Here is a 13,821-nt window from a genome sequence, read left to right as displayed (position 1 = left end):
TGAAACCGCATCTTATTGGGCCGAGACCTCGAGGACGAAATGCTCACCGCCCTCGACTCTCGTAATGCGGCCGCTGTTGTATCTGTCGCTGAAGAAGGCATTCGCAGGGTACGCTGTGCCGCGGATGGCGGCGTCACCGCTCATTTCGCTCTGAGCGATCAACTCTTCGGGAAACCATGTCTCGACAGAAAGCGTGGCTGGCTGGCCCCGGCCGTGGGCCTCGGCGTCAGCGACCACGCGGTTCGCCGTTTCCTTCGAAAATAGAAGCACGGCCACTAGCTTCTTTGTCGAAACCGACTCTTTCCACACGACGTCCTCCGCCTCATATGGGACGTTGACAAGCAGGCCCAATTCCTCAACATTTGTTTTAGGAGCAGCCGCGTTCTCATTTCCGGTTCCGACACCCGACGGCGGGCGCGAGTTCGCCTTCTCGTCGGAGCCGGCAACACAGCCCGACAGAACGGCACAAACAGCAAAAAGTGATAAAATAGCCCAGAGTTTGAACACGATCGAGATAGATTCACCTTACATAAATCCTATGTCGAAATCAAAGATAGCTGCTTCGGGTGCGGTCCATATCGAGGTCGAACGCTGGGAACAAGAGATATTGGCCCCTGTCATAGAGCGAACGCCCGAAAGAAAAACGTCATTTGAGGGCGTGAGCTTAGAGCCTGTCGACAGGCTCTACACATCCGCCGATACCGATGAGATCGAGGTGGGTTTTCCCGGCGAGTTTCCTTACAAGCGCGGTATTCACCCGACAGGTTATCGTGGAAAGCTCTGGACGATGCGGCAGTTTGCGGGGTTCTCTTCACCTGAGGACACTAATCGCAGATTCAAGTATCTGATGGCCCAGGGCCAGACCGGCCTCTCGGTTGCCTACGACCTGCCGGCCCTAATGGGCCTTGATGCCGACTCGCCATTGAGCGAGGGCGAGGTCGGAAAATGCGGCGTTGCCGTATCGTCCCTTGCGGATTTCGAGGTGCTCTTTGACGGCATTCCTCTCGATCAGGTCACGGTGTCGCAGACGATCAACGCCCCTGCACCGATCTTTCTCGCGATGTATCTGGTTGTCGCCGAAAAACAGCGCTCTGATTTCAATAAGATCTCCGGGACGCTGCAGAATGATATTCTCAAGGAATACATCGCACAAAAGGAGTGGATCTATCCGATACGCCCGGCCATGAAGCTGGTCATCGACACGTTTGAGTATTGTTCGCGGTACGTGCCTAAATACAATCCTATCTCCGTCAGCGGCTATCACATCCGCGAGGCCGGGGCGACGGCCCTTCAGGAGTTGGCCTTTACGCTCCGCGACGGCGTCGAATACGTTCAATACGGCATTGACCGCGGACTGGACGTAGTTGAATTCGTGCCGCGCATCTCGTTCTTCTTCAATGCCCATAACGATTTCTTTGAGGAGATCGCCAAATATCGTGCCGCCCGCGTCGTCTGGGCCCGAACCATGAAGGAACGCTTTGGCGCGGCGGATCCGCGAACGATGCAACTCCGCTTCCATACCCAGACCGCCGGCGTGTCGCTCACCGTCCAACAGCCGCTCAACAATATCGCCCGCGTCGCTATACAGGCCCTCGCCGGTGTGCTCGGCGGGACGCAATCATTGCACACCGACTCGTACGATGAGGCGCTCGCTCTGCCTACGGATAACGCCGCGTTGATCGCCCTTCGCACCCAGCAGATCATCGCCGAGGAGACTGGCGTGGCAAATACGGTCGATCCGCTCGGCGGCAGCTACTATGTCGAATCGCTCACCGAAAAGATGATCGCGGGGTGCCTCGATTACTTTGATAAGATCGACGGCCTCGGAGGTATGGTCGAGGCGGTCGAGGCCGGTTTCCCGCAGCGTGAGATACAGGAGTCGGCTTATCAGTATCAGAAGGCGGTCGAACGCGGTGAACAGTCTATTGTCAGCGTCAATAAGTACGCAATGGATGAGGAGACCCACCAGACCGACATCCTCCAGATCGATGAGACGGTGCGCGATCACCAGCTTGCACGCCTTGCCGAGACCAAGGCGAAACGTGACAATGGAGCTGTCACAATCGCCCTCGACAAGCTGCGATCCGCATCGCAGAATGACGAAAACACGATGCCTGCGATCATCGAGGCCGTCGCAGCATACGCTACCGTCGAAGAGATCTGCGTTGCCCTGCGCGATGTTTACGGGATCTACGAGGAACCGGTCATCTAGGTTTGGACAAAACAGTGTCGATCACACAATCGCCGACAACGCTGCGGCCGAACCTAGGCGAGGTCGGTGAACGTGCGGCCGCGCGGTTTCTCGAGGACAACGGTTATCGTATCGTCGTCACAAACTTCAAGATTCCTGTCGGCCGCAACAGCAAGGGCGTCGCGGTAACGGGCGAGATTGATATTGTCGCCCTAGACAGCGAAACCCTTTGTTTTGTGGAAGTTAAGACCCGACGCTCCGCCGAGTTCACGCCGATCATCACAAACGTTGACCTCCGCAAGCAGCGTCAGATCACGCGAACCGCAAAGCTCTATCGCCGTCTGTTCAGCGTCATCGATATGCCATTCCGTTTTGATGTGGTCACCGTGCTGATGCCAAAGCACGCTGTCACCGAGATCGAGTTGTTCAGGGGCTTTTGGACCGAGGCCAAATTCCGCAAGCACAATTGGCAGGTTGACCCTTGGATCGACGCGTGATCATTCACCGCAAATCAGCTGCGCGGCCAGCAGCGGCATCGTCAGTTCGTGGTGGCCTGTGATCGAGTAGCCTTTGCCGGCTCCGTTGGCTGTCGGCCGATGGACGACATTTGTCATCGGGCGATAGCGCTGGACGAAGTCAAAGTTCGCTGTCGTGATGTCCTGCACCTCATGTCCGAGATTGCGGACGACCGTGACCGCCTTGAGAAATATCTCGGGCATTACGACGGCCGACCCGTAATTGATATAGACGCCGCCGCCATTCATCTCCCTAATCAGCGAACAGAACAAACGAAAGTCCGTGTGCGACGACGCGCCGAGGGCCGCCCCGTCAGCCGACGCGTGAAAGTGGCCGATGTCAGACCCGATCGTGAGATGGGCGGTAAAGGGCATGTGCTGCTCGTATGCCCGGCACAGCAGCGACTTTTCAGCAAACGGCGGTGCCGCCGCTGTCAGCTCTCGTCCCATCGCCTCGCCCAGCCCTACGCCTTCTCGCTGGGCACGCGCAGCCGCGGCATTCAACATCTCGCCGGTCTCGCGTGCCGCCCCAAAATCGCCCTTGCCCAACGTCGCATCGACGTCCTCGCTCGTAAAACCGGCCATAGCGATCTCGCTGTCATGCACCAGCACCGAGCCGTTTCCGGCCAGCGCGGTCACGAAACCGCGCTCCATCAGGTCGATCAGGATCGGCGACAGGCCGGTCTTGACCACGTGGCCGCCCATTCCCCATATGATCGGCTTTTTCAGGTCACGCGCCCGCTTGATCTGTGCGGCGACAGAGCGCAGGCTCTGGACGGCGAGAATGTTCGGGAGCTTTTTCAGAAAGTCCGCGGCCGTATCATCAGGTGCCGGCGGCCTGGCGAAATCATCCACGGTGACCTTGCTCGGGCGCGAGGCAAGCTCATATGTGCTCACACCCGACAGATCGATCGGTTTCAGGCCGTCGTAAATCGACTTATTCTCCATTACTGTCTGAATTATACGAAAATGGCACGGCAGTGGCACCTATTGCCGCTGCCGTGCCGTCACATGCCCGTATAACGGGGCTGGGATCTCCTATGGGTCCATCACCTCCGGGCCGGGGCCGGCGATGAAGTCGAGGTCGGCGATGTTGTCGGTCAGGGTTACGATGCGGCTTGGGGTTTGGAAGATGAAGCGGCGTTGGGTGACCGTGACAACATACGTCTCGCCGGTGGCGAGGCCGTCGAAGGTGTAGTAGCCGAATGAGCCGGTCTGGAAGACACGCGGTTCGCTGAGCGAGTTGCCGGTGATGGTGACCGTGGCGTTGCGTATAGGCCGCCCGTCTGCCGTCATCACGCGGCCCGAGATCGAGGCTTGTGCGGCCGTTGTCGCAAAGAACTCAAGGCCCCAGCCGCCCGCAAAGCAGCCTGATATGGACTCAGGTGCGTGCAGCGGGTTGCCAGCGTCATCGCGGATGTAGAGGTTCCATGTGCCATTGGCGTTCGTCAGGCCGTAGTTGCCAAAGAACGTCTGTGTGCCCGTGCCGCCTATGGTCTTTGCCCGGCTCAGAGTACGGCCCCGGTGGTGCCGCTCCCGGGAAGTTAGTGACAGGCGACTCCCACGTTGTCGGTTCAAAGTTCCCTGATGCAAGCGGCCCTGCATTTGGCAGCACGCCCGTACCGGCATCCGTAAAGCTGAGCGTCACGGGGTTGCCCGTCGGGATGGCCAGTGCTCCGCCCGAATCGCCCATGATCACGAACTTCTGCCCCAGCGGGCCTACCAGCAGGGCGTCTATGTTGTCAGGCACCGTGTATGACAGGTCATACAGCGTCACACGCATCGACCCAAGGGCCAGCGGGGCATTCGAGACGGTGAGTTGTGACGGATACGGAGCAGCCGTTCCGGCCAGCGTTACGCACATCGGGTCGGCATTGCGGAACTGGCTCGCCGTGTCGTTGATGTTCAGAACGGCGTTCTGGGCCTCAGGCATGTAAGAGTGGCCCTCTGCCTCGCGGCCCGTGAATGGCCCAGTCAGATGCAGGTTAACCGTCTGGTTCGGCTCAGGTATCACATCGCCGCACACTGTGACATTTACCAGCTTCAGCGTCTCGGCCGGGTTGAACGTCACTATCTGTCCCGTGACCGTTATGTAGTCTATCCCCGAAGTACAGGCCGCTCCGCCGGTTGCCGTGCCGTCAGAGGTCGAGAACGTCACTGTATTTGTGCCTGACAGGTCTCCCGTTCTCACTATCTCGATCACGGCCGTCTGTGATTCGTCCTCTATATACGTCAGAGAGCCGAATGTAATGAACGGCGTAGGCGACGGTGTAGGCGTCGGCGTTGGTGTCGGCGTCGGTGTAGGCGTCGGTGTCGGCGTCGGTGTAGGCGTCGGCGTTGGTGTAGGTGTCGGCGTCGGCGTCGGCGTCGGCGTCGGCGTCGGCGTCGGTGTCGGCGTCGGCGTCGGCGTCGGTGTCGGCGTCGGCGTCGGCGTCGGTGTCGGCGTTGGTGTCGGTGTCGGCGTCGGTGTTGGCGTCGGTGTAGGCGTCGGCGTCGGCGTCGGTGTAGGCGTCGGTGTTGGCGTCGGTGTCGGCGTCGGTGTCGGTGTTGGCGTCGGTGTAGGCGTCGGTGTCGGTGTCGGGCTTGGTGTCACGAAGGGTATGTTCACCGTGAATGTCTCCACAGTGCCCGTTGCAACAAAGTTTGGCCCGATGTCTGCCACCTGCGTCGGCTGAACGACGATCTGATACGTCCCGTTATCGGCAAAGTCCCACGTCCCGCCCGGCGGGATGATCCCGTACTGGGCCGTCCTTGGGGTGCCGTTTGTCGGATTGTCCACGATAAAGTACGCCGCAGGCACGTCAAACCCGCCCGGCCCGGTCACGCGTATGTCGCCGCCATCGAGCGAAGAGACATTCATCCCCGCATTAAAGCCCGTGTCCGTGTATGTCACGTCAAAGAAGTGCATCACGCCGCCCGCGGCCGTTATGTCCACTGAATTCCCAACCGCCGTCGGTGCAGGATCCGGCGGTGTCGGCGTCGGTGTCGGCGTCGGCGTTGGTGTAGGTGTCGGCAGCGGACACTTTCCGGCACTTCCGGCGTTGTATATGCCCAGCACCTCGGCCGGTGCCAGCACGCGGTTGAATACCTCGGCCTCATCGATCCGGCCGGGGAAATATCCGCCAGACTGCAGCCTGCCGACATAGAACGGCTGGCTGTTGTATTCGATCGTGAAGCCCGAGTTGTAGTTGCTGGGATTGAACCCGGCGATCGGCTGCGGAACGCCGTTGATGTAAAGTTGGGCGTCATTGATGTTGCCGTTCGTATTCGCCCACGTAGCTGTGACGTGGTACCAAGTGTTTGGGGTCGGATTGAAGAGGACGGCCCAGTCGGCGTAGGCACCGGCCGTGAGGTTATTGACCTGCAGGTTGAGCGTCCCGCCGCCGTCGTACATGAAGTACGAGTTCCAATTACCGGAGCCGAGCTCCTTCGCAATGATGCCTCCCGAAGCCGCACTCGTTTTATAGATCCACGCGTCTAGCGAGAACGCGCTTGGCCGCAGGCTCGGGCTGTCAGTGGCTTCGAGCCACTGGTTCGTGCCATTTAGGCTCAATGCCTGCCCGACCATCCCAGCCGCAAAGCCCGCTCCGCCTTGGAGCGTGCCGTTGTTAAGGCCGGTCGCGTCGCTGGCGTTGTTCTCGCCCTTATACCACGCCACCATCCCGCTCGGTGCCGGATAACACGTCGGCGACGGCGTCGGCGTTGGCGTTGGCGTTGGCGTTGGCGTTGGCGTCGGTGTAGGCGTCGGCGTCGGCGTCGGCGTCGGAGTCGGTGTCGGCGTTGGCGTCGGTGTCGGAGTTGGAACCACTCCTGTCCCGGTTAGGGTGACGTTGAACGGGTCTTCGTCGCCGTCGTCGGTATCGATCAGGAGCGTCGTCGTGCGCAGTCCGGCGGCAGTGGCGGTGAATGTCACGTTGAACGTCGTACTCGTGTTCGGGGCCAGCGTCGGACTGCCGACGGCACTGGCCATGAAGTCGATCGAATTGCCACCCGAGACCGAGACAGACGAGATATTCAACGTCGTCGTGCCGGTGTTGCGGATCGCGAACGTCTTCGCCGCGCTCGGCACACCGACCGTGTGGCTGCCGAAATCGTCAACCGAGATGTTGTCCACCAGCCCCGTGCTGACGGGCTCCTCGACAACGATCTCAGGGGCGAGGCACTTGCCCGCACTCGAAGCGTTGTATATGGCCGCGATATCAGCTGCAGACAGCGCCCGTCCAAAGATCTCGACCTCGTCCACCAAGCCGACCATGTTATGGACATCGGCCTGTTCGCCGCTGCCCACGAATACGCGGCTCAGGTCGTCGGGCATGAGGGGGCCAATGCTTGAAATACTGCTATCGAGGAACGCTCCATTGAGATAGAGACGGATCGGCTGGTTCGGCTGCGCCACGAGGGCATAATGATTCCACACGCCCGCCGCTATGACCGCCGATGTCGTAAATCCTACAACGTCGTATGCGCCGCTGCCGGCGCGCCTTACCTGATACAGGATGAAACCATTCTGAACAAGGACGCGGTAGCGAATATCATTTCCGCCGCCGCCGCCGGCATGATTCGAACCGCTCACTATACCGTTGTTGCCAGTGACCGTTGAGAGGTTTGCCCAGAAGTCTATCGTCGTTCCGGCCGATCCTGACGGGAACTCACCGGCCCCGTAGTTCGCGGTCATGTTGCTGTCACCGCCCGGGAAGCTGAACGCCTGATTGACCTTGCCGGCCGCGAACGTCGCACCGAAGTTCATCGTCCCGTTGTGCAGGTCAAACCGGTCGTTGGCGTTGTTCTCGCCGCTGTACCACGCACTCATGCCGCTGGCCGACGAACCGTTGTACCTTGCCCCGATCTCGCTTGCAGACAGCGCACGGTTGAATATCTCGACTTCGTCGATCTGTCCCGAAAACGGGTCCTGCAAGACGTTGTTTTCCCCGCCGATGATGACGTTCTCGCCTGACCACGGGCTCAGTGCTGTACCAGTGGCCATTACATCCAGAACACCGTTGACATAGACCCGATAAACATTCCCTGTCCGGGTTACGGCAACATGGTGCCACTGGCCTGCTGTGAAGGTAGTCGTGCCGGTGAGGTCGTTAGAGTTTACGCCGTCGCTGTCAAAGTAACGGATCTTGCCGGTGCTCGGCAAAGTAAGGAAGAAATACTGACTGTTCGCATTTCGGTTGGAGAAGATCTCATGCTTGACGCCGACGGAAGTCGGATTGATCCACATATCGAACGTGAAATCGCCTCCAAAAACGTTTAACGCAGGCGCATTGCCCAAATTGACTCTGTCATCGGGATTCCCCGCGTTGGCGAGGTCAAATGCCTGCCCCGACTTACCAGGTACGAAATCTGCCCCGTTCTGCAGGGTTCCGTTCTCAAACGTCGGGCCCTGGCTGTCGTTCCCGTTGCCCTCAGCCTTGTAGTACGCGATGCGCGACGACGGCGGATCGGTGCAGGCCGCAGCAAGAACACTCGTCGTCGCCGTCGCCGTGTTCGGTGTGGTCGGGTCGGCGGTCTCCGACTCTACGTCGGCGGTATTCGTAATCGTTGTGCCCCCGGCGGCCACCTGCGGAACAACCGTGATCGTAAAGGTCGCCGTCGCGCCGTTTGCGAGCGATGCCAGACTGCACTGAACGATACCGAGCAGATGGCCGCATGCCCCGCCCGTCGCCGAAACGAATTGAACCGTCGCGGGAAGCGTGTCGGTCATCACCACATTGACCGCCGGATCAGGCCCGTTGTTGGTTACGTTGACCATGTAGGTCAGGTAGTTGCCCACCGTCACCGGATCCTGCGAATCAACCTTCGTTATCGTCAGGTCCGCCATCGGCGTCGGCGTAGGCGTCGGCGTCGGTGTCGGAGTAGGCGTCGGTGTCGGGACGACGATGGTAGTCGTCTCGTTGTCGCTGTTGGGTGTCGATGGGTCCGCTTCGTTGGCCGTGGCGGTGCCCGTATTGGTCACAGTCTGGCCGCCCGAGCCCGGGTCGGCCGTCACCGTGATGCGGATATCGCAGTATTCGCCACTCGGTATCCTTCCGCCCGTGCAGTTGATCGTGCCCGTCTGGCCGACGGTCGGCGTCGTGCAGGTAAATCCCTGCGAGGTGAATGTCCCCGATTGGTTGAATACTGTCGGGAACGGCAGAGTTTGCGTGGCCGGCGGCGACGTCCGCGTGAATACGAAGACCGGCTGCACCGGCAGCGTTGATGAGAATGTGCCGCCGTTCAGCGTCGTTCGCGTCAGCGACATCGTTCCCGGCGGCTGCGGCCCCGGCTGCAGCATCACACCGACATTCCACGGCTCGGGGTTCGACCCGCCGCTGTATGTGACCGTGATCGGCTGGACGCTCCTTAGCTCGAGTGCGACCATCTCGATCGGTATGACGTCCGTGCCGCCGACATTCGGAATGTGCCCGTGCCCGGTGCGCCGGACTATCGTATCGGTCCCGAACAGTCCCGCCCCGCCGCAGCCGGGATCGGTCGTCGTGCCCTCGTGCTTGCCATTTGGCCCCACGCCGAGCCCCGCCGGCCCGGCGCATGTGCCGTTGCCGTCCTCCGTTGCACCGAGCGGCACCGGCGGCGGCCCCATCCATACCTGCCCAATGAACGGGTCCGACCCCGGCCCGAAGAAATTCGGCGGTATCGGCGGCACAGGCTGAAGTATCGTGCCAGTCGTCCCCGGCGGCACGCCCGCCACCGTCTCTATCGTCTGATCGCCCGCCTCGATATTCAGGTCAAAGAACACGTCAAAAAACGACAACTGCGTCGGAAGAGTGTCGGTAACCGTCACATTCGTCGCCGTGTCTGGCCCATTATTCTGAACCCTGATCGTGTAAGTAAACTGATCGCCCTCAGTCACCGGATCCGCCGAGTCCGTCTTTGTCACCACAAGGTCCGCCGCTTTCAGGTTGAATGTTGCGATGACGTTTCGGGCCTGGTCCATCGTCACACTGCAGGTTCCCGTCCCCGTACAGTCCCCGCTCCAGCCCGCGAAGGTTGCGGTCACATCCGGAGATGCCGTGAGCACCACCGTTGTCCCGCTGTCATATGATGCAGAACAACTCGATCCACAGTTGATACCCGGTAGATCGCTGGTCACCGTCCCCGTGCCCGTCCCGCCCTTAGTGACGCTGAGTACATACGTCGGCGTCGGCGTCGGTGTCGGCGTCGGCGTCGGCGTCGGTGTCGGTGTCGGTGTCGGGGCGATGAGTTCGGTCAGGGTCACGTCATTGCCTGTGTCGCCAAAGTAGCTGATCGTCAGGTTTACGCCGTTTACCGTTACGGTGGAGCCTTCTGCAAGGCCGTTAAACGTCCCGCTCACGCTATCCGTGGAATCGTTCGCGATAATGGTGAATGACTGTCCCGGTGACGACGTGATCGTGCCTGTGGCATTCAGCGTCGCGCTCCCGAGCGAGACCGCGCCTGTTACATTTAGCTGGTCATAGCCGGTGCCGGGCGTCGCCCCGTCTAGCTCGACCATGAAGGTGGAACTGCTATTGAACGTGACGTTGTTAGTGTTCAGAATTCCCGGACTGAGGCCCGGCCCGACCGCACCGCCGCTCTGGACGTTCGTCGCACCTGAGGTCGTTACGCTTCCGGTGCCGCCGACCGTAGCGCCGCTCAGCACCTGAACCGAATTCGCGAGGATGTCGCCGCCGCCCGCGATCGTATTAAAGCGGCCGCCCGAGAGTGTCAGCGTAAAGCCGCTGGCGTTGATGTCGTTGTTGCCGACGGTTACCGTGTTGAGCTCGCGCAGGTTCTGGAGATTTGCGGAACTGGTGAAACAGATGTCGGAATCCATCTCAGCATCGATTGCCAACACGCTGATCATGCCCAGCTCGTTGGCGATCACATCAAGGACTCCCATCGTCATATTGCTGTTGATCCCGCCGCCCGAGGTCAGATGGAGCCTCGCAATGCTCGGCCCGTCGGTAACGTCAATGGGAACGGGGCCGCTGAACGAGATGCTGCCTGTTCCAGCATCGCCGATCTCGAGCAATGGCGACGTGATCGTATCGATCTCACCGTCCGTGAGGCCGAGGAATGAGCCTGAATCCGGCCCGCCGAGGTCGATCTGCTTGCCCGGCGTCCGAGGAGCGATGCGAACGGAGAAGAGGTCGGTCAAAACGACGCCCGGATCCATCAGGATCTGGTCGCATTTCATCGTGATCGCGCCGTTCGCGGCCGAGAGGCTCGACCCGCTCGACATCGTCAGGATGCCTGCGTTGGCGGTGATCGTGCCGGTGCCAAGTGTCGAGACGTCGCTCGTCGTGTTCGGTGTATTGACGTTCTCGCCCGTGACATAGATGTTGCGGTCCGTCGGCAATGCAAGTGTCGAATTGATGTTGACCGTGTCGCCGTCAACACCGCTCGTGTCACCGCCGGCATCAAGTACATACAGCCGCCCCGTCCCCGAGCCGTTGTGGCTGGTCAGGTAAATGCGGTCTGATCCCGCCGCGACCTCGATCCGCTGCGGAGCACCGGCGGGAAGCGTAAATACCGTGCCGAATGACGTTAAGCCATCACCCGAGTACGACCTGATCTCGCCGCTGCTTGTCAGGACATAGAGCCGGTCTCGGAGCGTATTCACCGCAAAGTCCTGCACCGCCGTCCCGACGCTCACCGTGGTGAGCAGCGTCGGCGTCGCCGGAGTGGTGCCGTCATAAACCCTGACCTGCGTGTTGACAAGACCGGTCGCATACAAACGATTGGTCACACCGTTCACCGCGAGGAAGTACGGTGAATTCGGTCCCGCGATCGTGCCGTTCATCGCCGGTGTGGCCTCATTCAGATAGAACGTATCGCCCGGGCTGCGGCTGAAGTAGTAATATGCTGTTCCCGGATTGTAGAGCACGTTCGAGCCCACCGCGAGTGCTCCGGACGTGAACGTAAGAGCGGCTCCGGCCTCGTTATAGAGCATGAATCGGTCGGCGCACTGCGTGCCGATACCGAACGTGCCGTTACCCGCTGCGATGCTGCCGCCGCATCCTGTGATCCCCTCGAAATCGTAAACGGAACCGTTCTCGTTAAAGACAGACAGCGTCGAGATATTTGTTCCGGCAAATCGACCCGTAACAGGATTTACCGCCACGCCGGCGCCGTTGCTCGATGTGATGTCCGACGTCATTGCGGCCGGATTCGATGCATTTATCCTGCGAAACGGCGTCTGGCCAAAGCCGCTGCCGAGATACACGAGTTCGCCGTTCGGGTTCGCGTCCATCTGGTTGCCCGGGTTGTTATTGCCGTCAACCGGATAGTCAAACGTGCCAAGCAGCGTCGTTCGCAGCGTCGCGTCGCCATACAGGTTCAGGTGCGCGTTAAACCCGCTGCCGAGCCCGTTGACATCCACTGTGTCCCCGCCCGTGCCCGGATAGACCGTCAACGAGCCCGTCGGATTGGTGAATGTGACCGATTCGCTGAGGTTTGAGTCGATCTGCGTCATGCCGGCGATCGCGGGGTCAGAGAGCGTGATCGTCTCGGCGCCGCCTGTGAACGTGAACACGCGGTCCACCGCGCTCAGGTTGTCCGTAACCGGTTCGAGGCCGGTGTATGAGATCTGCCCGTTGCCCGAGATGTTCACGCGGCCCGAGCTTTCGCTCTCGAGCGTATGCGTCACATTGGCAAAGGGCCCTCCGCCGGTAAGCACAAGCGCATCGCCGCCGACCAGCGGCCCTGCCGGGCGCCCGTCCGGCATCATCGGTATTATCTCGTTGCCGCCTCCCGTATATGAGATCGGCACGGTTATCGGACAGCCGCCGAGATCGACCGTCAGCGTATCGTTGCCATCATGGCCATTGAAGAATATGCCCCCCGTGATCGACGACATCAGTATCGTCACCGTATTCGGCGGGACATTCGTCGTCCCCGCCCCGCCGTTCACCGTATTGCCCGGGTCCGTAATAACGAGGTTGCCCCCGCTGCACGAGATCGTGACGTTGTCGTTCGATGTCCCGCCGTTATCATCCTCTATCGTTACCGTCCCCGCCGACAGCGAGACCGAAGTCTCAGGTGTCGGAGTTGGAGTCGGTGTCGGCGTGGGCGTCGGCGTTGGTGTCGGCGTTGGCGTCGGCGTCGGAGTCGGATCCGGGGCGGAGGCCTCGGGCCAAGTGTTTCCGACGCGGATGGCGTCGACAACCGTTTGAGGTTGTGCGACCGCCCCTTGACGAAGTGCGATGGCATTGATCGTGTCCTGTCCGGCGGTCCCAGTATTGTTCACCTCTGGAGTACCGGCGGCAGCCTCGGATGCAGGAACGCCGGAACTAATGACCCATAGCTGAGTACTATCGTTTCCCCCGGTATTGATCGTGTACTTTACGACCAATAGATAAGTTTGATTCTTGCTGAATGACGTAGCTCCGTAAGTAGGGGCGGTCGAGTTGGTTAGGCCGAAGTTGACGCTGTCACTTACGATTCGGGCGTAGACACGCCCCGCGAGGCTTGTAAGAACCGTCGAACTCGTCCTGTTGCCAATATGAAGGAAATAGTCACCCGTTTTTGAGCTAGCCGTGTCGGTGATGTTAACCAAAAAGGAGTAATAAACGGTGGTGCCATTACCGGTTTGGTCCGCCGAAAGACCTCGGTTGTCGTCTTCGGCACTACTGGACGATCCAACCACCTGAGCCGCGTTGCCAACGCCACTTCCAAGATAACCTGCGTATGTCAATCCGCTGGTTGTCGAGATCGGACTGTTCCCTGCTCCGCTGTGAGAAGTCCACCCGTTACTTGTTAGCTGTCCGGAAAAGTCAAAGTCCTCAGTGAGAAGGACAGAGGAAGGGGAGTCACCATCACCTGTTCGCACTGTTTCAGGCATCTCCGCCGAACGGAAGATCGCGCTCAGCGGGGCCCAGAGGTTGAAGCCGGCGGCGCTCGAGCCGATGGCGGCCGTTGTGAGAAGCAATGCACCGATGAGTGCTACAAGGCCGATACCACCAAACAGACGACGGGACGAACGCAAGCCGATAATCATAGAGCCCTCTCCTACCCAGCCAGCAGGAGATGGCGTTCAGTTTTTTGGATTACGCGTGAATTATAGGCACATTCGATCAGATTTGCAAGCCAAAACGCGCCTGCAGGCACTGCCCGACGGTGAGGCCGCCGGGGCATGAAAAAAGGGCGAGG

The 13,821-nt window shown here is 60.2% G+C and carries 5 protein-coding genes; 2 read left to right on the top strand and 3 right to left on the bottom strand.

The features are described 5' to 3' along the window. Positions 1 to 12: 12 nt before the first annotated feature. Positions 13 to 507, bottom strand: coding sequence for a hypothetical protein (locus IPM59_07975; protein MBK9215525.1), 495 nt, complete (start codon positions 505 to 507; stop codon positions 13 to 15). 31 nt (positions 508 to 538) lie between these two features. On the opposite strand from IPM59_07975, the gene IPM59_07970 reads away from it, so the two are divergent. Continuing rightward, the gene (locus IPM59_07970; GenBank protein ID MBK9215524.1) at positions 539 to 2,212 is read left to right on the top strand and encodes a methylmalonyl-CoA mutase family protein; all 1,674 of its coding nucleotides are present in this window, start codon (positions 539 to 541) and stop codon (positions 2,210 to 2,212) included. 41 nt (positions 2,213 to 2,253) lie between these two features. Next, the gene (locus IPM59_07965) at positions 2,254 to 2,688 is read left to right on the top strand and encodes a YraN family protein (GenBank protein MBK9215523.1); all 435 of its coding nucleotides are present in this window, start codon (positions 2,254 to 2,256) and stop codon (positions 2,686 to 2,688) included. Here IPM59_07965 and IPM59_07960 read toward each other — a convergent pair whose 3' ends face one another. Both IPM59_07960 and IPM59_07955 read right to left on the bottom strand, forming a co-directional pair. Further along, positions 2,689 to 3,654 carry a hypothetical protein gene (locus IPM59_07960; GenBank protein ID MBK9215522.1) on the bottom strand — a complete coding sequence of 322 codons (966 nt, stop codon included), beginning with the start codon at positions 3,652 to 3,654 and terminating at the stop codon, positions 2,689 to 2,691. Positions 3,655 to 4,114: 460 nt separating this feature from the next. Beyond that, positions 4,115 to 13,669, bottom strand: a complete 9,555-nt coding sequence (locus IPM59_07955; protein ID MBK9215521.1) for a DUF11 domain-containing protein — start codon at positions 13,667 to 13,669, stop codon at positions 4,115 to 4,117. Positions 13,670 to 13,821: the final 152 nt, after the last annotated feature.

This window comes from Chloracidobacterium sp., from assembly GCA_016715795.1.
Classification (GTDB): Bacteria; Acidobacteriota; Blastocatellia; order Pyrinomonadales; family Pyrinomonadaceae; genus OLB17.
Note: the sequence above shows the minus strand (reverse complement) of the source record. Positions and strands in the feature narration are given on the sequence as shown.

Coding starts and splice junctions, on each gene's coding strand:
- IPM59_07970 (MBK9215524.1), top strand. CDS start 539: ATGTCGAAATCAAAGATAGCTGCTTCGGGTGCGGTCCATATCGAGGTC.
- IPM59_07960 (MBK9215522.1), bottom strand. CDS start 3,654: ATGGAGAATAAGTCGATTTACGACGGCCTGAAACCGATCGATCTGTCG.
- IPM59_07955 (MBK9215521.1), bottom strand. CDS start 13,669: ATGATTATCGGCTTGCGTTCGTCCCGTCGTCTGTTTGGTGGTATCGGC.